Source organism: Streptomyces cinerochromogenes (assembly GCF_014648635.1).
Classification (GTDB): Bacteria; Actinomycetota; Actinomycetes; order Streptomycetales; family Streptomycetaceae; genus Streptomyces; species Streptomyces cinerochromogenes.
The window spans coordinates 454,982-475,672 of sequence record NZ_BMRM01000003.1; the positions used below are offsets into that span (position 1 = coordinate 454,982).

Below are 20,691 nucleotides of genomic sequence, written 5' to 3' on the forward strand. Positions count from 1 at the left end.
CCTTCACGGAGCGAGGGAGAAGTAGCTCTCCTCTTCCTGGGTGAAGTGCAGGCGCAGGACGGTGTTGAGGCCGTAGAGGCAGGAGCGCAGGTCGTCGAGTTGCTCTGCGGAAAGGCCTCCGCCCGCGTGGGCCAGTTGCAGATGGGTGGCGATGCGGCGGGACAGACGCTCGATCTCGGTGTGGGCGCGGCTCATGGTGGCGGTGGCCTCCGGGCCGCCCAGCGTCGGTGCGAGGGCGGGGTAGAGCTCGTGTTCCTCGGCGTACTCGTGCGGCAGCAGCCGTTCGGTCAGCAGCCGGTGGGTCTCCTCCAGTGCGGCCAGGGCCGTTGGGCCGGAGCTGTCGGAGAGACGGTCGGCGGCGTCGCGCACGCGTGCGAGGACGTCCTGGAGGTCGTCGTGTTCGGCGGCGAAGCGGTGGATGAGGGTCTCCGCGGCGGGGGAGAGGACCGGTCGTACGGCCTGGCCGACGCGCAGGGCACGCAGGGCGTTCAGGATGACGGCGACGTCGATGCCCTCCTGGAGCAGGGCGCCGGCGGCGGGCGGGAGCAGACCGAAGGCGGCTGCGGCCATGGCGGCCAGAGACATCGACATCCCACCGAGCGCGCTTTGTACGGCGATGCGCCGGGCCCGTTGCGCGATCGCGACGGCGTCGGCGAGGCGGTCGACGCGGTCGGTGGTCAGGACGATGTCGGCGGCTTCGGAGGAGGCGGTGGAGCCGCGGGCGCCCATCGCGACGCCGATGTCGGCGGCGGCGAGGGCGGGGGCGTCGTTGACGCCGTCGCCGACCATCACGGTGACCGCGTGCTCGCGTTCCGCCCGTACAGCGGCGACTTTGCCGGCGGGGTCCAGTTCGGCGCGCACGCCGTCGAGGCCCAGGGCGGCGGCGACTTCGTGAGCCGGTCCGGGGCGGTCTCCGGTGAGCATGAGCAGCCGTTCGAAGCCTGCCGCGCGCAGATGGCGCAGGGTGCGGGGCGCGTCGCGGCGTAGCGGGTCGTGCAGGAGCACGGCGCCGGTCAGCTGCCCGTCGACGGTGAGCCAGGCGACGGCCGCGCCGTCGAGCAACGCGCGGTTGTCGACCGCCTTCGCCCAGAGGGGTCGGCCGGCACCGGTCCCCGTACGGCCGATGGAGATCCGGTGCCCGTCCACAACGCCGTCGGCGCCCCGGCCCGGCTCCTCGGTGACGTCCGCCGGGACCGAGAGCGTCAGACCGCGTTCCCGGGCGGTGTCGACGATGGCCTGGGCGAGGACGTGCGGTGAGTACTGGTCGAGCGAGGCCGCCAGGCGGATGACCTCGGCGGGTCCGGAGTCGGGCGCGGCGATCACGTCGAGGACGCGGGGCCGGCCACGGGTGAGGGTGCCGGTCTTGTCCAGCAGCAGGGTCCGGGCACGGCCGAGGTTCTCCAACGCGCCGCCGTCGCGGATGACGACGCCGAGGCGGGAGGCGCGGGAGAGGCCGGAGACGATCGCGACAGGGGCGGCCAGGAGCAGTGGACAGGGGGTGGCGACCACCAGGACGGCGACTGCGCGCACGGCGCTCCCGCTGATCAGCCAGGCCGCCCCCGCCACCGAGAGCGACAGCGGCAGGAACCATGCCGCGTACCGGTCGGCCAGCCGTACGACGGGTGCGGACTCGGCACCGGCCTGCTGTGCCAGCCGTACGATCCCGGCATACGTGCTGTTCCGCTCGGTGGCGGTGGCGCGCAGTTCGAAGGCGCCTCCGGCGTTGACCACGCCGCTGCGCACCGGCTCGTCGCGGCTCCGCTCGACCTGGAGGGCCTCGCCGGTGAGCACCGACTCGTCGAGGACTGCGGCGGTGCTCTCCACCCGGCCGTCGACGGGGACGACCTCGCCGGGGCCGACGACGAGCAGGTCACCGACGGCGACATCGGCAAGGGGCACCGTGGTCACGCCGGCGTCGGTGCGGCGGCGCGCGGAGCGCGGTGCGTGCGCCAGCAGGGCCCGCAGGTCGTGGGAGGCGCGGCGCCGGGCCGCGGACTCCAGGGTGCGGCCGGTGGCGACCATCAGCGCGATCAGCGCGCCGGCCAGGTACTCGCGGACGGCCAGGGTGCCGCCGAGCGCGAGGACGGCGATGACATCGACCCCCGCGCGGCCGTGCCGCAGAGCGGCGAGGACCCATCCCGCGGTGGGGACGACTGCCGACAGGGTGCCCAGGGCCCAGAAGAGGTCGGCGAGGTGGCCGGCCCCCGCCAGCAGGGCGACGCCGCCGGCCGTCAGGGTCGCCGCGGTGACGGTCAGGAGAGCGGGTTCCACTCGCCCCGACACGACCGCCGAGGCCAGGCGGCGCAGCTGTGCTGGGAACGAGTGGTGGGTCATGGCATACCTCGGTCCGTTCGGGAAGGCGATCGTGGGGCCGCGCCTCCTCCAGCACATCGTGTCCACGGGTGCCGGCGGGAGAGGACGTCCGGCCCTCCTTGCAGGGCCGTGCAGACGTGCTGCCGAGCTGCCGGACACGACCGGCGTCGGTTGGCGCGGGGGCCGGGCGGGAGCGGGCGGGGACGGCTCGGCGGGCGGGGGTGCGCGACGCGTCGGGCCCGGCCCCGCGTGCCCGGGCTGAAGCAGTGCTGCCCGGGAAGGCCATCGGATCCGACGCGCTGCCCGGCAGGACGGCTCGGTCACAGGAGGGGGCGAGAGCCGGGCAGGCGGGCGCGGCGACTTCACCGGCCCGCTCCTCGGCTCGGTCGGCCCGGCCCTGCTGCGTCACGCGCACGTCCCCGTCCCGGCGGTCCGCGGTGGAGGGTGGGACCACCACGCCCGCCCGCCGGACGGGGCGTTGGGCCCTCTGGCCCCGCGCCCGGGAACTATGGCCCAGGCCGGTACCGGTCTCCCTGATCCAGCCTGGAAGCGACACACAAGTCAGCCGAGGGAAGTGGTCGGCATGATGTGGTACGACGGCGGATGGGGCTGGGGCGGCTGGATGGTCATGACGGTGGTCATGGTCCTGTTCTGGGCCGTCCTGATCGTCGGGCTCATCGCACTCGTGCGCTACCTCAACGGTGCGCGTCACCACCAGCAGCCCGGCCCGCCGGCCTCGTCCGCCGACGGCGGGTGGCAGGCCGGGCGGGCCGAGAACCTGCTCGCCGAGCGGTTCGCACGCGGGGAGATCGACGAGGACGAGTACCAACGCCGGCTCGCGTTCCTCCGGGAGCACCGGTGACCCCGCGGCGCCGCCGAGGAGTGTGGTCGGCGATCGCCGTAGCCGCTACGGCGATCGTGCTGGGCGTCGCCACGACGGCACTGCTGGCCGCGTCCGGCGCCTTCCGCACACCGGCACCGGCGTCCTGGAGAGCGCAGAGCACACGATGCGGCGCACCGGCCGTGAAGGGCACCGTGGTCGATGTGTCGGCAGGGGACATGGGACGCATGATGCGGGGCCCGGACCGGCCCGCGCCGAGCAACAGCCGTACGGGCTGGTACGGCATGGGCATGATGCGCCTCGTAGCCCGCCCCGCGGCGGTTCCGGCAGGAAGGGTGACACTGCGGGTGGTCAACGCGGGAAGCCTCACGCACGAGGTGATCGTGCTGCCACTGCCGACGGGCCGAGCAGCCGGGGAACGTGCCGTCGGCCCCGACGGCCGGGTGTCGGAAGCGGGAAGTCTCGGCGAGGCGTCCCGCTCCTGCGGCAGCGGTGCCGGAGGAGGCATCGTCTCCGGTGCGGCGGCCTGGACCACGGTGACGCTGCGGCCGGGCCGTTACGAGCTGCTGTGCAACCTCCCGGGCCACTACGCGGCCGGCATGCACACGGAGCTGGACGTCACCCGCTGAGCGAGGGCCCCGGGACTGCCGGAACCGGCGAGGACGGTGTCGGTCCCGGTGCGAGTCGGCACGCGCCGCTCTCCGCTCCTACGGTGGCTCGCTTACTCGGGAGAGACGGGTGTCCGCGGGTATGTGGGTAGAGTGAGGCGGGAGGCGAGGAGGGGTAGTGAGAGCGCCGCGCACTCTGATGAGCCTGGACGAGGTCGATCTCGGTGATCACATCTGTCAGGTGCTGGATCACACGGACGACGTCCTCGACCGTAGCCGGGCCTTCGTCGCGGACGGAGCGCTGCACGGTGACAAAGTGGTGATCGTCGGTCCGGTGCAGCAGGCGGAGAGCGAGTTTCCGCGGGTCGTGCTCGATCCCGCACGCCTGGAGGGTTCCCTTCTGGCCGCCGTGCGCCGGGAGGCGGCCGCTGCCGACCGCCAGGGCTTCCGTTCGCTTCGAGTCCTGCACCACGTCACTCCCCGGTGCTGCGCGGAGCAGACCGAAGAGCTGCTGCGCAGCGAACTCGACCTCGAAGAGTTCGCCGCCGACACCGGAGCCCTGGTGGTCTGCGCCTACCACGGCGCCGACTGGGATCCTTCCGCTCTTCAGCAGATCGGGTGCGTGCATCCCCACTGGCTGGGCAGTCGTCCGATATCTCCGGCTTTCCGGGTGTTCCGGGCAGGAAAGGAGAGCTGGGCGGTGGACGGGATCGTCGACAGCGACGGCGCGACCGCCTTCGGCGCCGTCCTGTGCGCACTCCTCGCCCAAACAGCGACGGTGCGCCTGCTCTGCCATGCCCTGGAGTTCTTCGACGCGTCCGGGATGAGTGCCCTGGCCGACGCCGTCAGGTTCCTCCCGGACCGCAAGGTCGTCCTCGAAGGCGTCAACGACACCGTCCGGCTCTCCTGGGAGCTGTCCGGCTTCGCCATTCCCGACATTCCGGTGGTGATGACGCCGTGACCCCCTCTGTGCCCACCTCCGCGACAGCCGGCGCCGGCTACCGGCACGAGCTGTACCCGTACACCGGCCGGGACGAGTTCGTCGAGGGCACCGTACGGTTCATCCGGGACGCACTCGACGGAGGCGAGGCCGTCGTCGTGGCCGTCCCGGAGGACAAGGCGTCCCTGCTGCGCGCCGAGATCCGCGAGGACGGCGCCGTGCGCTACGTCGACACGAGCCGGGTGGCGCACCATCCGGGCAGGCTGATCGCCGCCTGGCGGGAATGGCTCCAGGAGCACGCGTCGGAAGGCCGGCCCGTCCGTGGGATCGGCGAAGCGCCCTGGGACACGGTGCGCAGCCAGGCCGAGGCCCAGGAACTGCGCTACCACGAGTGGCTGCTCAACAAGGCCTTCGCCGAGGGGCCGGCCTGGTGGCTGCTGTGCCCCTACGACCTCGCCCAGGACAAGGCCGCGCTGGCGGAGATGGCCCGCTGCCACCCCGAGATGCGGGAGAACGGCCGGACAGTGCGGTGCGAGTCGTACGACCCCCAGGCACCGTACGCGTTCACACCTCTCACCGACCCCTGTGATCCGTACGACGAGTTCGCCTACACCAGGGGTGAACTGTCCGCCGTTCGCGAGAAGATCGCTGCCTGCGCCCAACAGCACGGCCTGACGGGGCGGCGCCTGCGCGAGCTGCACCTCGCCGCCACGGAGGTGGCCGGCAACAGCATCCGCCACGGAGGCGGACATGGCGTGCTGCGCACCTGGAGCGAGGACCGCTGGCTCGTGTGTGAATTCCGCGACTCCGGCTACATCGAGGATCCCCTGGCCGGCCGGAGGAGGCCGGACCCGACGCAGTCGGGCGGACGCGGTCTGTGGCTGGTCCACCAGCTCTGCGACCTCGTGGAGATCAGGTCCACACCGCACGAGGGCACGGCGATACGCCTCCACACCGCGTTGCCGGAGTAGTCCGCCGGTGCCGCCCGAGTCCCGACGGCCCTCAAAACCCTCATGAACATCATGACGGGTAGATCGGAAGACGGAAGAGCGGGCAGACGTAGGGCAGGACCCGCACAGGGCGGGACAAACCAAACGGCCACGATGGGAGCACCTCACCCATGCTCACCGTGCGGATGCAGGGCGAGACCACGACAGTCGCACAGCTCCCCAGGGAGATCGACTACGACGCGGCGCCACTCGTCGGCGCCCAGTGCGAGGACCTGATCAGGCAGGGCTGCGCCACACTGGTACTGGACGCGTCCCGACTCGAATATCTCGACTCGTCAGGCGTCAGCATGATCATCACGCTGTCGCGCAGACTCGACGACCGCGCCGGCACCCTGCGTCTTGCCGCTCTCAACGCCCACTACCAGTCCGTGTGGACACTTCTCGGCCTGGACACACTGCTCCCCGTCTTCCCCACGACGGACGCGGCCCTCAACGCTCCGGCCGCGCCCGACGGCATGCGCACCACCGAGGACATGGGCGAGGACATGGGCAGAGTCTGACGCCGACCACAGCGGCAGGCACCCGCTGCGGGTTCCCGTGCGGACCACGGGAACCGCCTGTCAGGACGGGGGCCGGAGAACGCTGTCGACGACGTAGATGGTGGCGTTCGCGGTCTTGATGTTGCCGCACACGATCTTCGCCGTGCCGTTGACCTGGAAGTCGGTGCCCGAGCCCGACGTGGTCAGCTTGCCGCCTTCCACCGTCGTGAAGGAGCCCTTGGAGAGTTCGTCCGGGGTGATCTGCCTGTCCACGACGTGGTAGGTCAGCACCTTCTTCAGCTGCCCCGTATCGCCGAGGAGCGAGGAGAGCTGCGACACGCTCACCTTCTGGAACGCCTGGTTGTTGGGGGCGAAGACGGTGATGTTCGACTTCTCATCGAGCGTGTCGTTCAACCGGGCCCTGACCGCTGCCGCAACCAGTTGGCTGAGCTGCGGATATGCGGCTGCAGCCGTGACAACCTTGTCCTTGGCCGTGTCGGCCTTCTGGGAGAGCGCCGAACACCCGGGACCGAACGTCCCCATGGGGCTCGGAGACGCATCCTGAGCGTGGCTCTGCGACGCCACCCCTCCCAGCGCCAGCGGGACGGCGACCAGAGCCGCCCCGGCGACCCTTGCCGTACGCCTGCGGATGAACCTCATGGCGACCTTCCTCCCGTCGAGTGGTGAACACCGCGAAGGTTGGACTGCGTGGATCTCGCTCGCCAGGCGGGGCGGGGCGGCTGCTGCGCCACGGCCCTGGCTCATCCGCCCGGCCACTCAGCGAGGATATCCATCGGCCGCCGGTGACCGCATCTCGAAGCCGGAACCCCGCAACGACTGCGCCCAGGGCACGCTCTTCCGCTTTCAACCGGCCGGCGACGGGTTCCGGTTCCGCATGGTCAGCAGCGGCACACGCCGGTGGGCCGTTCCGAGGAACCGGCGCCGGCTGGGCCGGCCGCCCCGGCCTGGGGCAGAATGCGGCCATGGATCATGCGACCGCGCGGCAGTTCGTCGACTCCTGGGTGACGGCATGGAACGCGCACGACCTGGACTCGGTGATGTCCCACTACACCGAGGACGTCTCGTTCCGGTCTCCGGTGGCCGCGCAACTGCTCGGTGGCGACGGGATCATCCGGGGCAAGGACGCGCTGCGCGCCTACTGGGCGGAGGGCCTACGGCGCATCCCCGACCTGCGGTTCGAGGTACTGGGCAGCTACGTCGGCGTCAACTGCCTGGTCATCAACTACCGCAACCAGAAGGGCGGCTTGGTCAACGAGGTGCTGATCTTCGACGGCCCGCTGGTTGCCGAGGGATACGGTACCTACCTTGGCGAGGACACCAACCCGGCCGGAGCCCGCTGACCTGGCAGCTGCCGTTGCCCTTCGCTCATCATCGCCGCCCTTGGGGCTCGCCGACAGGGCGCGGGGAACCGTGCGGCTCAGTAGTAGATCCACAGGTGCCACTTTCCGGTCGACGACAGCTCGCACCTCCACGGCGTGATACCGGCGGCGGCCGCGACGCACTGGGCCTGAGTGGCATACGTTCCGACGTCGTGCCATTCCTTCGTCGCCGTGGCCGCTGCCTGCGCGGCGGTTGCACCAGCCAGCACAGTGATGGCTACGGCGAGACTGCTGAGCAAGACCCGGATGCGCATGTGTCCCTCCAGAACGAAGCGGGTGCGGTGCCAGGGCGTCGAGACGGGCAGTGCCTCCAGGGTGTCCTCGCGGGCGTGAGACCGTCGAGCGCCGAACTGGCCATACCGGTTGTGAGCGGCCGCTGTGCCGAACTCGGCGGGCTGCTGGAACGCGCGGGCCATGAACTGCCGATGACCGACGGCGATGTGAAGGCCGCTCTGGACAAGACCGGTGCCACGTACCACGGCACCGAGGCAGGCAGCGAGTTGGTAGCGGGCCTGGTGGATGCAGCACCAGCCCGACGCTCCGCCCAGCCGTCGACGCGTTCGTCCGACAAAATCGCTACCCGGCGGCCGAACCGCCGTGATACACATCCGCCGTGCACACCATCTTGGAGTTCCCCGAGGTCCTGCGGCTGATCGAAGACCGCTCGGCCGCGTTCCGCGCTGCGATCGCGTCCGCTCCCGACCTTGACGTCCAGGTCCCGACCTGCCCGGACTGGACGCTGCGCGAACTGGCGCAGCACCTCGGCGACGGCCGCCGACGCCAGGCCGCCATCGTCGCGGCGGGCCCGGGCGCCGAGCCCCCGGCGAAGACGGACCCGAAGGGTGCCCCGAGCGCGCCCCGCGACCGCGATGCCCTGGACGCCTGGCTCGCCGAGTCGACCGAACTCATGCTCGAGGCGCTGCGCGAGGCCGGCCCGGACCGCGGCTGCTGGACCTGGTGGGGCCGCTCGCAAGCCCCGGGGACCAGCGGAGCCGTGGCCCGGCACCAGATCCAGGAGATCGCCGTCCACACCTACGACGCCCAGCTCACCCAGGGCGCCGCACAGCCGCTGCCGACGGACGTCGCGGTCGAGGGCGTCGACGAGTTCCTGACGACCGTCTCGGCGACGACCGTCCCCTGGCCGTTCAAGCCGGCGACCATCGACCTGCACACGACCGAGGGCCGCTCCTGGCGCCTGACCCTCGACGCCGACGGCGTCCGCTGCGACGACCTCGCCGCCGACGCGGAGCCGGGCGACATGGCGATGCGAGGCGCGGCGAGCGAACTGGTCCTCTACTTCTACGAGCGCCTCCCGCTCGACAGCCTGGAGACCACCGGCGACACCGAGCCGATGGAGCAGCTCGCAGACTGGGACCCGAACGACTGAAACGGCCTGCACCCAGTTTCAACCGTCGTACCCGCGCCTGCCCGCGTGGATGCGGCATCCGGCACGAGGACAAGTACAGAGGATGGTTGTGTTCGCGATTTCCCTGGGGGACGGGGCCGAGCTGCGGCCTTTGGAGCCGTGGCGGGCCGAGGAGTTCCTCGCGCACATGGATCGGGGCCGTGACTTCATCGGCGCGTACATGGAACTGCCCGACCTCGCCACGGACTTGGAATCCGCCCGCAGCTACCTCCAGTTGTACGCCGACAAGGCGGCCTCCGACACCGGCCGACTGTATGGCATCTGGCTCGACGGCACCCTCGTGGGTGGCGTCTCGTTCCCGAAATTCGATGCCGCCGCCGGCGTGTGCGAGGCAGGCTGCTGGTTGGAGCCTGCCGCCACGGGCCGGGGCCTGGTCGGGCGTGCGGCACGGCTGATCATCGACTGGGCCTTCACCGAACGCGGCATCCACCGGGTGCAGTGGTTCGTGTCGCCGAAAAACACGCCCAGCATCAACGTGGCCAGGCGACTCGGCATGACCCGTGAGGGCGTCCTGCGCGAGACCTACCTCTACCGCGGTGTCCGCCACGACGCCGAGGTCTGGTCGGTGCTGGCGTCGGAGTGGCAAGGCTTGGGCAGCTGAGCGGTCCTTTGGTGCGCCGCTTCTCCACAAGCTCAGGTGCCGGCAATTCGGCACCTGAGCTTGCCGGCGGGTGGCGGCTCAGGCTTCACGGACGAACGTCGCGCAGTCCGGACAGTCGTCGAGGTAGCGATGCCGACACTCGACGGTGTGCTGCAGGAAGGTGATTGCCTCCCGTCGCCGGACGACTTCGCCTTCGAGTTCGGCGATCTTCGCCCTCACGACCGCTTGCGCCGTCGACTTCTTCGGCGCCATGGCGGCGGCCACCTCGGGCAACGAGAGCCCCACGCGCCGAAGCTTCAGTACCGTGCGCGCCTGTTCCACCGCGCTGTCGTCGTAGACGCGGTAGCCGTTGCCATCGCGACGCACGGTGAGCGCCCCGACGTCTTCCCAGTGCCGCAGCACGTGGGCTTCGATCCCGAGTGCTGCGGCTACTTCTCCGATCGTCTTCACGATACGCGCCTTGCCTTCATGTCGACCTGAACCCCTAACGTCTCGATCATGCCTGATGCCACTCGCCCCACGGGCTCCCCTTGCCGTCCATCGATCCTGGTCACCGGCGCGACCGGCAACCTCGGCCGTGAGGTCGTCGACCGCCTCCGAGCACACGGCGCGCGCGTACGAGGCCTCGTGCGCGATCCGGCCGGCCCGCGCCCCGGCGTCGAGTGGGTGGTCGGCGACCTCACACACCCCGCTGCCGTGCGCGCGGCGCTCGTGGGCATCGACGCCGTCTTTCTGATCTGGCCCCTGCTCGACTCCCCCCCTGCGCACGACCTGGTCGCGGAACTCGTCACAGCGGCACCCCGCGTCGTCTACCTGTCCTCGACAGCCATCGACGACGAAGCCACGCGCCAGAGTGATCCCATCGTTCAGGTGCACGCGGACATGGAAGCCCTGCTCCGCGATGCCGGCCTGCGCCCCATCGTGCTGCGGAGCGACACGTTGGCGTCCAACGCCCGCGGCTGGATACCACAGTTGCGGACGGGCGACGTGGTGTCCGGCCCCGACATGGCGCGCACGGCCGTCGTCGACGAGCGTGACGTCGCCGATGCCGCCGTAGCGGCATTGCTCGTGCATCACAACCGACTCGGACACGCACCGTACCTGCTGACAGGACCCGAGGTGCTCGGTCGCGCCGACCAGGTCGCTCTTCTTGGTGTCGCGCTGCGGCGCCGTCTGCGCTTCCAAGCGGTCACCGCTGACCTCGCACGGTCGCGCATGCTCGCGGACGGACGTCCAGAACAGCTGGTGGAAGCGCTGATCGCTGCCTCTCTGCGGCGACCGGAGTCGAACCGCACCACCGATCACATCGAGCGCCTCACCGGCCGACCGGCCGGCACCTTCGCGAGGTGGGCCATGGACCATGCGGGCGAGTTCAGCTGACGGAAGGGCCGACACCCAGGCGGCCCTGACAAGCGATGACGGCACTGTCAGGCCCGGTTCCGCGGCGACGGCCGGGGGCCGCCGCGCGAACTCGCAGCGAATCCTTCCCGGGTCTGTCCAGTGGGTCGTGTTCGGGCGGGGCTCGGTAGGTTGGCCGCATGTCTTCTGTACTTGTTGTTGGTTACGACCCGCAAGGGATACCTGGCGTCGACGGAGAGGCTCTTCGCGCGGCGCTCGATGCGGAGCTGGCCCGATTCGGTGAGCACGGCATCGACGCGGCCATGGTGCTGATCGTGTTCGACGAATCGGCCGAGTCCACCCTCGTCGCATCGTTGACCGAGCAGCTGTGGGATGTCGTGGTCGTCGGCGGCGGGATCCGCAAGACCGAGCCACTGCTTCCGCTCTTCGAACAGGTCGTGAACCTGATCCGGCGCCATGCGCCCCAGGCCGCGATCGCGTTCAACACCAGTGGCGGGGACAGCGTCGAGGCGGCACAGCGCTGGCTCTGAATCCCGACGCATACCCGCCGTCACCCATCGCATCGGGAGGTGGGGGAGGCCTCGCGGGCGACCCCTGCACCTGCATCGCCGGCGGGGGAGTGTTCTCTCTCGGTGTACCGCTCACGCAGGCCGCAGGGGCCGTCCGTCCCCGCGAGCACGGGAGAAGGGGGCTCAGGGAGTAGACGCGATGCCAAGTGGCTGTGCACCGGTCGCTAACGACTCCGTGCTGGTGGCCCCCTACCGTGACACGCGTGCGCCGGTGAGCGGGTGGATACCGCGTCCGGAGACAGCTCATATGTTCGATGTTCGTTCGATCGTGGCAGGGGGAAATCAACGTGAACGTATCCCGGGCCAAGGTTTCAGGGGCGTGTGCGGCCGCGGTCGCGTGCGTGGTATTCGCGAACGCACCGGCCTTCGCCGGCGTCGACACGCCGCACGCGCGCAGCAACGGCAGCCACGGCTGCAGCTTCAACTCAGAGGGCTGGTTCGTGGCCGACGGCGACACGCTCTACGTCAAGGACACCTGCGCTGAAGGCTGGGCAGCGGTCCTGAAGGTCGACGTGGCTCCGATGAAACCGAACGAGTGGGACTACGACCACCTGGTCACCAACCACGGCGGCAAGGGAACCACGAAGGTCGAGAACGACTTCAACTTCCCGGAGGGCAGGAAGATCTGCGTCTCCGCGGGGATCTCGACGGGCGGCGAGATGGGTGATTTCGGCTACTGGCAGTGCGGGACCACCTGAGCCTGTTCCCTTCCGAAGACGGCCGGCCTCGCCTCAGAGCGGCTGGCCGTCCAGAGGGTCGCCGGAGCCGGGCGTGAACGTCGTGCCGAGGTCGTACTGCGCGATCCCGAAGGGTCGGAAACCGGCATCGGCAAGGACACGGTAGAGGAACTCCGAGGTGGACATGTCGTACCGGTGCCATGTGTCGATGTCATGGGACCGCGCGAGGATGGGGTACTCGCCCGGTCGCTCGGCGTCGATCAGCCAGAAGTACTCGTCGGCCCATTCGGTGGAGCACCACTCGACGAGCCCCTTGCCGCCCGGCGCGTAGATCCTGTGGGGCGCGACGGCGGAGACGTCTCCGTACTTGCTGTCCTGGTCGACCGAAAGGTCGGCACGCCACTGTGTCAGGAAGTCGAACGCGCGCCCCTCGTCGCGCCCCAGAAAGTAGAGGGAATCGCTGAAGACACCGCCGCCGAACGCCTCGTAGAGCTCCTTGTAGTCCGCCGGCAGCGGGGCCCGCAGCTCGCCTTCGATCGCCGCCCAGTCGACGGGGATCCCGAGCGGCTCCCACCCGGTCAGTTCGATCACTCGCTGGACCCACATACAGCCACCTTCCCGCACCGGTCTTCGTTCCGGTGACCCTCAGCCCCCTCGTCGCACACGTCAAGATCGGCAGCTGTCGCAGCGTCAGGACGCATCGTCGATCAGCCCGAAGCTTTCCGGGAACTCCTCCAGGAACTCGCGCCGAGCCGGGTCAGTTTCGGCTGCTGCCATCTCCCCGACCAGTTCGAGCAGCTCCTGCCGCTGCTCCTCAGGCAGCGTGCTGACCACGTGGGCGACGCCCTCCAGCACCTTGACTGCGTCGTCCGGATTCATCTGTTCGTCTTCGCTGCCGTCGATGAACCACAGGACATCGACCCAAGCCTCGGCCAAGGCACGAGTCAGGGACGGGTACGAAGACGCCATGACGGCCTCCCGGTGGATCAACGGCAGAGTCGGACCATCCCACCACACACGACTGACATCCCCTTCCCGCGAGCCTGCACGGAAAGGGGAACCGAGTCGCTTCTGCCCGACGAAGCCACCTGGCGTCAGTGGAGCCCGTAGGTCCGGGCGAGTACTCCTACCGTGGCGGCCATGGCTCGGCGCAGGTCGGCCGGCGCGACGACCTCGACGTCGACACCGAGCCGCAGCAGCTCGCCGCACGCGTGCTCGGTGCTCTCGATCGGGATGACCGCCTCGACCCATCCTTCGTCGCCGACAGCGGTCGCGGTGGAGTCAACCGCCCGTACCACCTCCGGGGGGACGTTGTCGGGCAGGCGTCGGCGTCCCCGCGGGGACAGACGTACGGTGGCTGTGCCGTTGTAGCGGCGTGTCTGGAAATCGTGGAGGTAGGAGGTCCAGTACGCGCTCAGGTCGAAGCCCTCCGGCCGGTCGAACCGTTCATCGCTCGCCGCCGCGTCGAGGACTTGGGCGACCCGGTAGGTCGCGATCCGGCTCTCCGAGGCGGCCACGAGATACCAGGTGCCGGACTTGAGTACCAGGCCGTAGGGGCGAAGGCGGCGGTGCACCTCCTGCGGGGCGCGCCAACGGCGGTAGCGCACGTCCACCGCACGCCGGGTGAGTACCGCGTCGACGAACAGGGCCAGATGCGGCGTCTGTTCGGGCTCCCGGTACCAGGCCGGGGCGTCCAGGTGGAACACCGCCGCGGTCCGTGCTGCCTCCTCGCGCAGCTCCGCCGGCAACGCGGCCAGCAGCTTCAGCCGCGCTGCCGTCACCTCCGCCGCAAGCCCCAGGTCTGCGGCGGGGCCGGGCAGCCCGGCGAAGAACAGTGCCCGCGCCTCGCCCTGACTCATCCCGGTCAGGCGGGTGCGATAGCCGTCGAGCAGCTGGTAGCCGCCACCCCGGCCCGGCTCCGCATAGACCGGAACCCCTGATGCCTGCAGACGCGCCAGGTCACGGTAGGCGGTCCGCACCGACACTCCCAGCTCGTCGGCGACGGCCCGCGCGGACATGCGGCCACGGGACTGCAGCAACAGCAGCACGGACAACAGTCGACCAGCAGACATGCGCGCATTCTCCCTGGAAACCCTGACAGCCCCTGACACGCGGCCGCCCTATCGTCAGTCCACGCGCGGCTCCGACCGGACAAGCCGGAACCCGCGCCCGAAGAAACCGAACAGGAGCCTGCCGTGCCCCCTACCCACCCTGTCGGCCGCCCCGCAGTGATCGAACTCCGCCAGTACACGCTGCGACCAGGACGACGCGACGAACTCATCGAGCTGTTCGACCAGGAGTTCGTCGAACCCCAGGAAGAGGCCGGGATGCTCGTGCTCGGCCAGTTCAGGGACCTCGACGACCCGGACCGCTTCGTCTGGCTGCGAGGATTCCGGGACATGGCGGCACGACACCGCGCGCTGACGGCCTTCTACGACGGCCCCGTCTGGGCCAAGCACGGCCCGCAGGCGAACGCCACCATGATCGACTCCGACGACGTCCTGCTGCTGCGCCCTCTGTCGGACGAGCACGGCTTCACTGTCTCCCCGACCGAGCGGCGCCCGGCCGGCGCTCCCGCACCGGACCGGTTCGTGTGCGCCACCGTATGGTCATTCCCTCCCGGACGACACGACGGCATCGCGCTGATCCGGGACGGGCTCCTTCCCCTCCTGCGACAGACGGGACCCGAGCCGCTCGCCGCGCTCACCACGGAGACGGCACACAACACGTTCCCCAGGCTGCCCGTACGCGCCGGGGAGAACGTTGCCGCGGTCTTCACCTCCTACCCCGACGAGAGCACCTACCGCCGGCACCTCGCCGACGTTCAGACGCATCCCGTGGCGCGGGACGAGATCCTGCCGCGCATCGAGCGGGAGCGGACAGCGGCCCCCCGGACACTGCGACTCGCGCCCACAGGCCGCTCGGTCATGCGGTGACTGCAGAGACTGAACGTGGGTGCCGCCACAGAATTGCGGCGTGGCCTGTGCCGGGCGGAGACCAGCGCCTTGCAGGCTGCTTTTTCGTGCGGGAGCAGTGGGGGAGCCGCCCCGGTGCCGTCACCAGGCGAGATCAACGTAACGAAGCACTGCTAGTCGTCATCCCCGTACTCTGTCTCGGTCTCCGTTTCGCCGTTCTGGTCGCCGTATCCGTCATCGCCGAAGTCGTCCACGGACGATGCGTGGTCGACGTCGATGTGCTCGTCGTCGGCTCCGTCGTGTGGTTCGTCATGCCCGGTTTCCTCCCCTCCTTCATGTGCCGCCCCGTGGCCTTCGTGCGCGACCTCATGCGCGACTGCATCGTGCGCGTCGATGACGTGGGGCTCGTGGCCGGTGTCCTCGGTGCGTGGACCCGCTGCCGTCTCGGAGCTGGTCTCCTGCCCTTCCGCATGCGTGTGGGGGGTGTCCCCGGAGGGCGTGCCCTCCGCGGAGGAGGTCGGCGCGGTCCCGGACGAGAGGTCGTCTCCGCTGCGTACGCGGCCGCCGCGCGTGGTGCCGGCGGCAGTGCCGGGCGGTTCGTCCCCGCCTTCCTGCGACACGTCGTAGTGCGTACCGGCCCGACGCAGGAATCCAGGCACGGTGCGCTTGCGCCGCCAGCGGCTCAAGGACCAGATGGAGCCGGCCACCCTTGCCGCCTCGGTGGGGTGGCCTGCCTCGGTGAAGCAGGCGGCCGCGTCGCGCCACGCACGTCGGCAGGCCCGGACCTGCCCGGAGCCGAGGTGGGCCAGGCCCAGGTTCTCCAGGGCCTGGGCCTGGCCGTAAGGGTCGTCGATCTCGCGGAACGTCCGTGCGGCGCGCTCGTAGGGCTCGATCGCCTGCTGCGGTGCGTTGCCGGCACGCAGTGCGTTGCCCAGGTTGACCAGGGACTGGGCCGCGCCGCGTCGGTCGCCGCGTCCCGCGCGGATCAGCAGCGCCCGCTCGTGGCACCGGGCCGCTTCGGCGTAGGAGCCGTCACGGAAGCGGAGGTTGCCGAGGTTGTTCAGGATGTCGGCCAGGGTGTCGGGGTCGTCGGCCTCGTTGAGGCCCTCGGCAGCGCTTTCGTACCGTCGGATCGCCTCCCGCAGCGGCACGCCCTGGTTCCGGGTGTCCTGGAGCACGCGCAGCATACGGCCGAGGACGAGATGTGCCCCTCTGATGTCACCGGCCGCCCGGTAGGCCGCGCGTGACCGGCCGTAGGCGAGAAGCGCCTCGTCGTACCTGCGCTGCTGGGCGTGTGCACGACCGAGGTGCCCCAGGAGAATTCCTTCACGTCTCCGGTCGCCCGCCTGGCGCGCGCAGTCGGCTGCGAGTTGGTGGGTGACCCTCCACTCGTCCCAGCGCTTGCGCAGGTCGAAGTAGACAGTCAGCCGGATCACCAGAGCCGCGGTCTCGGCCGGGAAGCCGGAGGCGGCACCCAGGTGAACGGCTCCGACGAGAGCGGGGCGTTCGAGGTCGAACCAGTGCCTGGCGGACGCCCGGTCGGTGAAACGGGTGGTGTCCGCACCGCCGACGTCCCGGAGAGCTGCGTCGGCTTGTGCGGCCGTGAGCGTGTAGTGCCACAACAGCCGTCGTACGGCTTCGCGCCGGTCGGCGTCGGAGTCCTGCCGCTCGGTGCGCTCACGGGCGTATGCGCGTAACAGGTCGTGGTACTGGTACCGGTTGTCCTGTCGGCCGCTTTCGGCGAGAAGGCCGGCGGCTGCCAGCGCTCGCAGTCTCTCGGCGGTCTCGTCAGCCGTGGCACCCACCAGCGCCGCGGCCTGCTCGGTGTGGAAGTGCGCGCCCGGATGCAGTGCCCCCAGCCGGAACAGCCGGGCCTGCCCAGGAGTGAGGCGGTCGTAGGACAGGTCCAGGGCGGCCCGGACGGGTGCGGTGCCTGACTCGGGACCGGGACCGGCGTGAGAATCCGCACCGGGCTCAGGCTCCGAGCCGAGGTCGAGCAGCGCCGCGGCCGTCCGCAGCCGGGCCAGGAGCGCTGCCGGCGACGTGTGGGGCTGAGACACGAGTTCGGCGGCCACGAGGTCCAGGGCGAGGGCGAGGTGGCCGCAGATCTCGGCCAGGGAACGAAGGCCCGCCGCATCGGCCGCCCTCTCGTCCCCGGGCCGGGACCGGCTCAACGCCATCTGGAGGAAGGTGACGGACTCTTCGGCGTCGAAGACGGGAACGTGGTGCTGTCGCGCGCCCGTGAGGCCTCCTCCGGACAGTCGGCGTCTGCCGACGACCAGAGTGCAGTTGCGCGGATGCGGCGGCAGCAGCATCTCCACCTGCTCCCTCGAGGCGGCGTTGTCCAGGACCACGAGGACCGGGTGCCCCTGGCGCGCCAGCTCCCTGGTGCGGCTGCGGTACTGCGCCGAGCGCTCCTGCACGGTCTGGCCGATGCTGTCGGCACGGACCCCCAGGGCCCGCAGCAGAGCGCCCAGCGCGCCGAAGGCGTCCGGGCGGAACGAGGCGTTCTCATGGCTGCGCAGGTCAAGGTAGAGCTGGTGCCGGTACCAGCCACGCGTCTCCGCCTCCTGGCCGACGCGCAGGGCGAGAGCCGTCTTGCCCACGCCCGGCGGCCCGGTGACCAGGACGACGGTGCGGCCATCGGACCAGGCGCGCACCTGACGCTGCCACTCCCACCCCACCGACGTGCGCAACCGGCCCGGTGGCCGCGGCGGTGCCTTGCGGGGGCGTACGGATTCCAGCAGATCCCGCAGAAGACGGGTGCGTCCCACGAATGCTTCCGGCGCCGGGGGCAGTGACGCCAGCGCGGTCACCACCGGCAGCGGCAACACCAGGCTCTCGACGGACCCGGCCTGCACCACGGGGCCGAAGAAGACGCCCCCGCTGATCTCGTTCCGGTCGCTCCTCACGCGAGCTTTTGTAGCGCATGACGGAACCGGCGACCACGTGAACGGCCTTGGGCAGGGGCTCCGTCGAGCAGATCCAGCCCGGCCTGACCATCCCCGGCGGCCGAAGACGCCGACGACCGGCGTCACTCGGCCCGGACTCGCACACCCTTGGCCCTCGCAACAACCTCGCTGCCACCTGCCTGGTGGCGAGGGACGCGTTCTGCCGGAGCCGGCCCGGTGACCCGCGTCGCGGCTACGTCACGCGGATGCCGACGATGCAGGTGTCGTCGTCCGTGTCGGACTTGCTGTAGGTCAGCAGGCGGTCGAGCCGTTGGTCCAGGCTCTTCGGCGCGGTACGGACCGTGGTCAGCAGGTGCGTCAGGGACTCCTCCACGGACCGGTCCCGGCGCTCGATGAGCCCGTCGGTGTACATCAGCAGCATGTCCTCGGGCGCGAATTGCAGCTCGGCCTCCTCGTAGACGGCTTCGGGCACCGCACCCAGCAGCAGGCCCTTGACCAGCGGCAGCGGGGCCGCCTCGTGTCCGCGGACCAGCACGGGCGGGAGGTGGCCTGCCCGGGCCCAGCGCAGGCTGCGGTGTTCGGGGTCGTACAGGGCGCACACCGCGGTGGCGGTGACCCCTCCGGTCAGGTGGTGCGCCACGATGTTCAGCCAGGACAGCAGCTGGCCCGGTCCGGCACCCGTCACGGCGAGGCCACGCAACGCGTTGCGCAGGACGACCATGCTGGTGGCGGCCTCGATGCCGTGGCCCGCGACGTCACCCACGCACAGCAGCACCAGCCCGGACGGCAGCACCACGGCGTCGTACCAGTCGCCGCCCACCAGATGTTCGGTCTCCGCCGGCCGGTAGCGCACCACGACCTCCAGACGAGGCACCGTCAGGGGGGCCTGCGCCGGGGGCATGATGGCGTGCTGCAACTGCAGGGTCAGACGGTTGCGCTCGGTCGCCTGCTGCTCGGTGTGGGCGAGCTGGTCCCGGGTGGCGGCGAGCGCCACCTCCGTCCAGTGCTGGGCGGAGATGTCCTGGTAGGCGCCCCGCACCACGAAGAGCCGGCCGTCGTCGTCGAGGGCCGGTTCGGCGACCACCCGGATGTGCCGGGTCACGCCGTCGGGGCGTTGCAGCCGGAAGGCGGCGGAGGCCGGCCGGCGGCGGTGCAGCAGCGTCCGCAAGAACCGGCCGAGGGCCACCGCGTCGTCCGGGTGCGCGTGCGCGGGCAGCTCCTCCAGCGGCACGGGCGTGTCCGCCGGGGACCGGCCGTAGAGGTGGAACAGCTGGTCGTTCCAGGTGATCTCCCCGGTGAGCAGGTTCTCCTCGAAGCCGCCGATGCGGCCCAGACGCTGGGCGTGCTGGAGCAGGCTCGCCAGCCGCGCCGTCTCGTCCTCGATGCGCCAGATCAGCAGCACGCTGTTGCCGTGCCGGCTGATGCTGATGTCCGCGACCGCCGACAGCGGCACCTGGTCGACGAGTGCGGTCAGACGCATCCGGCGGCCCCGGAACGGCTCACCGGTGGCGTAGACCCGCTCGACCCGCTGGAACAACTCGCTCGTCCCGGCGGCCATGGGATACGCCTCGAGCAACAGCGCCCCGCTGACCACCGCGCGCGGCCGGCCGGCAGGGTCCAGGAAACGGCTGTTGACGTGCTGGATGCGGAAGTCCACCAGCTGGCCGGAGCCGTCGAGGTGCGGCACCAGCACCAGGGCGGGATCGTGCAGCCCGTCGGCCAGGTCCATCAGCTCGGCGGCGTCCGGCAGGATCCGTGGGTCCTGGCCGAGGCCCTGGCTGAGCGTGTACGACTCCAGGGTGTGCGCGCACAGCTCGGCCAGGGCTTCCACCTGCCGGACGATCTGCGGAGGCTGTGGCTCCAGCGGCCCGGGCCAGGCGATCTCCAGGACGCCGTGGATGCGGCCACCCGTGCCGGCGGGCACCGCGACCCGGCCGCCGCCCGGATGCATGTGCCGGCCGATGGTGGGCAGCCCGGTGTCGGCGAGCGACTCGAACCACTGACCGGTGCGCTCCGTCAGCCCCCGGCGCGCCACGGTCGCCACCTCCGGGGGGACGTAACGCCACCGGACGGCCTCGGCGGGGGAGAAGCCGGCGCTTCCGCTGAGGGTGAGCGAGCCGTCCGCGTCCGCGCTCCACACGGCCACGGCGACCGCGCCGAGCGGGCGCAGGGCATGCTCCAGCAGGGCGTTGGCGACGTCCTGGGTGTCGTTCGCGGCCAGCGCGCCGCTCTCCGCCGCCCGGAGTCGCAGGGCGGTGTCCTGGCGCGCGGGCGTCTCGGCGGCGGTGCTCAGGAAGGCGCCCGCGATCTCCGACACCCGGTCGCGGGCGGCCTGGTTGATGACCTCCACCGCGAACTCCAGTGGGGTCACCCTGGCCTGCTCGGTCAGCTCCGCGAGCTGCCGGGCGGCTTGCGCCGGACCGCAGCCCAGCCGCTCGACCAGGATGCCCTTGGCCAGCTCGATCAGCGCCCGCCCCTCCGCCTCCGCGTGCGCGGTACGGACCTCGTGGCGCAGCCGTTCCACCGTGGCGGCCAGTCTGCCGACGGGGGAGGTGGGGGAGACGCCCGCGGGATCCGGCGGCGCGGTGCCCAGCTCGGCGCCGCCCGGGGCGGGTGGCTGCTCGGGCGTCTTCACGATGTG

At 70.9% G+C, this 20,691-nt stretch carries 21 protein-coding genes; 12 read left to right on the top strand and 9 right to left on the bottom strand.

All coding sequences use genetic code 11. The features are described 5' to 3' along the window. Positions 1 to 3: 3 nt before the first annotated feature. Complete coding sequence (locus IEZ20_RS08445) at positions 4 to 2,334, bottom strand: heavy metal translocating P-type ATPase (RefSeq protein ID WP_189295972.1); 2,331 nt, start codon at positions 2,332 to 2,334, stop codon at positions 4 to 6. Positions 2,335 to 2,896: 562 nt separating this feature from the next. Here IEZ20_RS08445 and IEZ20_RS08450 point away from each other — a divergent pair. From IEZ20_RS08450 to IEZ20_RS08470, 5 genes are all read left to right on the top strand, one after another. Further along, a complete protein-coding gene (locus tag IEZ20_RS08450; protein ID WP_229895958.1) occupies positions 2,897 to 3,175 on the top strand; it encodes an SHOCT domain-containing protein in 279 nt (92 codons plus the stop codon). Continuing rightward, the gene (locus IEZ20_RS08455; RefSeq protein ID WP_189295973.1) at positions 3,172 to 3,783 is read left to right on the top strand and encodes a sulfocyanin-like copper-binding protein; all 612 of its coding nucleotides are present in this window, start codon (positions 3,172 to 3,174) and stop codon (positions 3,781 to 3,783) included. The genes IEZ20_RS08450 and IEZ20_RS08455 overlap by 4 nt, the downstream gene beginning before the upstream one ends. Positions 3,784 to 3,940: 157 nt before the next feature. Then, positions 3,941 to 4,723, top strand: coding sequence for an MEDS domain-containing protein (locus IEZ20_RS08460; RefSeq protein ID WP_189295975.1), 783 nt, complete (start codon positions 3,941 to 3,943; stop codon positions 4,721 to 4,723). Continuing rightward, on the top strand, positions 4,720 to 5,673 hold the full coding sequence (locus tag IEZ20_RS08465) for an anti-sigma factor RsbA family regulatory protein (protein ID WP_189295977.1): 954 nt from the start codon (positions 4,720 to 4,722) through the stop codon (positions 5,671 to 5,673). The genes IEZ20_RS08460 and IEZ20_RS08465 overlap by 4 nt, the downstream gene beginning before the upstream one ends. Positions 5,674 to 5,822: 149 nt before the next feature. Continuing rightward, complete coding sequence (locus IEZ20_RS08470) at positions 5,823 to 6,212, top strand: STAS domain-containing protein (protein WP_189295979.1); 390 nt, start codon at positions 5,823 to 5,825, stop codon at positions 6,210 to 6,212. Positions 6,213 to 6,272: 60 nt separating this feature from the next. Here the strand turns inward: IEZ20_RS08470 and IEZ20_RS08475 are convergent, their stop codons facing one another. Then, complete coding sequence (locus tag IEZ20_RS08475; RefSeq protein ID WP_189295981.1) at positions 6,273 to 6,851, bottom strand: fasciclin domain-containing protein; 579 nt, start codon at positions 6,849 to 6,851, stop codon at positions 6,273 to 6,275. Between the two features lie 323 nt (positions 6,852 to 7,174). Here IEZ20_RS08475 and IEZ20_RS08480 point away from each other — a divergent pair, with 323 nt between their 5' ends. Then, positions 7,175 to 7,552, top strand: a complete 378-nt coding sequence (locus IEZ20_RS08480) for a YybH family protein (protein ID WP_189295982.1) — start codon at positions 7,175 to 7,177, stop codon at positions 7,550 to 7,552. A 77-nt stretch (positions 7,553 to 7,629) separates the two neighbouring features. On the opposite strand, the gene IEZ20_RS08485 is transcribed toward IEZ20_RS08480, so the two are convergent. Beyond that, entirely contained in the window at positions 7,630 to 8,070 is a 441-nt protein-coding gene (locus tag IEZ20_RS08485) for a hypothetical protein (RefSeq protein WP_189295984.1), read from the bottom strand. Positions 8,071 to 8,204: 134 nt separating this feature from the next. Here IEZ20_RS08485 and IEZ20_RS08490 point away from each other — a divergent pair, with 134 nt between their 5' ends. Both IEZ20_RS08490 and IEZ20_RS08495 read left to right on the top strand, forming a co-directional pair. Continuing rightward, positions 8,205 to 8,978 (top strand): maleylpyruvate isomerase family mycothiol-dependent enzyme, encoded by a 774-nt coding sequence (locus IEZ20_RS08490; protein ID WP_189295986.1) that lies wholly within the window; start codon positions 8,205 to 8,207, stop codon positions 8,976 to 8,978. 88 nt (positions 8,979 to 9,066) lie between these two features. Continuing rightward, positions 9,067 to 9,618, top strand: a complete 552-nt coding sequence (locus IEZ20_RS08495) for a GNAT family N-acetyltransferase (RefSeq protein ID WP_189296262.1) — start codon at positions 9,067 to 9,069, stop codon at positions 9,616 to 9,618. Between the two features lie 78 nt (positions 9,619 to 9,696). Here the strand turns inward: IEZ20_RS08495 and IEZ20_RS08500 are convergent, their stop codons facing one another. Further along, positions 9,697 to 10,068, bottom strand: a complete 372-nt coding sequence (locus IEZ20_RS08500) for a MerR family transcriptional regulator (protein WP_229895959.1) — start codon at positions 10,066 to 10,068, stop codon at positions 9,697 to 9,699. A 48-nt stretch (positions 10,069 to 10,116) separates the two neighbouring features. Here IEZ20_RS08500 and IEZ20_RS08505 point away from each other — a divergent pair, with 48 nt between their 5' ends. From IEZ20_RS08505 to IEZ20_RS08515, 3 genes are all read left to right on the top strand, one after another. After that, on the top strand, positions 10,117 to 10,998 hold the full coding sequence (locus IEZ20_RS08505) for an SDR family oxidoreductase (protein WP_189295988.1): 882 nt from the start codon (positions 10,117 to 10,119) through the stop codon (positions 10,996 to 10,998). A gap of 158 nt (positions 10,999 to 11,156) precedes the next feature. Further along, complete coding sequence (locus IEZ20_RS08510) at positions 11,157 to 11,507, top strand: hypothetical protein (protein ID WP_189295990.1); 351 nt, start codon at positions 11,157 to 11,159, stop codon at positions 11,505 to 11,507. A gap of 380 nt (positions 11,508 to 11,887) precedes the next feature. After that, positions 11,888 to 12,244 (top strand): hypothetical protein, encoded by a 357-nt coding sequence (locus tag IEZ20_RS08515; protein ID WP_189295992.1) that lies wholly within the window; start codon positions 11,888 to 11,890, stop codon positions 12,242 to 12,244. A 33-nt stretch (positions 12,245 to 12,277) separates the two neighbouring features. Here IEZ20_RS08515 and IEZ20_RS08520 read toward each other — a convergent pair whose 3' ends face one another. From IEZ20_RS08520 to IEZ20_RS08530, 3 genes are all read right to left on the bottom strand, one after another. Next, positions 12,278 to 12,829, bottom strand: coding sequence for an SMI1/KNR4 family protein (locus tag IEZ20_RS08520; protein WP_189295994.1), 552 nt, complete (start codon positions 12,827 to 12,829; stop codon positions 12,278 to 12,280). Between the two features lie 84 nt (positions 12,830 to 12,913). Continuing rightward, entirely contained in the window at positions 12,914 to 13,192 is a 279-nt protein-coding gene (locus tag IEZ20_RS08525) for a hypothetical protein (RefSeq protein ID WP_189295996.1), read from the bottom strand. A 125-nt stretch (positions 13,193 to 13,317) separates the two neighbouring features. Then, a complete protein-coding gene (locus tag IEZ20_RS08530) occupies positions 13,318 to 14,295 on the bottom strand; it encodes a helix-turn-helix transcriptional regulator (protein WP_189295998.1) in 978 nt (325 codons plus the stop codon). A 123-nt stretch (positions 14,296 to 14,418) separates the two neighbouring features. Here IEZ20_RS08530 and IEZ20_RS08535 point away from each other — a divergent pair, with 123 nt between their 5' ends. Beyond that, positions 14,419 to 15,159: an NIPSNAP family protein gene (locus tag IEZ20_RS08535; protein WP_189296000.1), complete on the top strand. Its 741-nt coding sequence runs from the start codon at positions 14,419 to 14,421 to the stop codon at positions 15,157 to 15,159. 152 nt (positions 15,160 to 15,311) lie between these two features. On the opposite strand, the gene IEZ20_RS08540 is transcribed toward IEZ20_RS08535, so the two are convergent. Further along, the gene (locus tag IEZ20_RS08540; protein WP_189296002.1) at positions 15,312 to 18,050 is read right to left on the bottom strand and encodes a tetratricopeptide repeat protein; all 2,739 of its coding nucleotides are present in this window, start codon (positions 18,048 to 18,050) and stop codon (positions 15,312 to 15,314) included. Positions 18,051 to 18,282: 232 nt separating this feature from the next. Beyond that, positions 18,283 to 20,685, bottom strand: a complete 2,403-nt coding sequence (locus IEZ20_RS08545) for a SpoIIE family protein phosphatase (protein WP_189296004.1) — start codon at positions 20,683 to 20,685, stop codon at positions 18,283 to 18,285. Between the last annotated feature and the right edge of the window lie 6 nt (positions 20,686 to 20,691).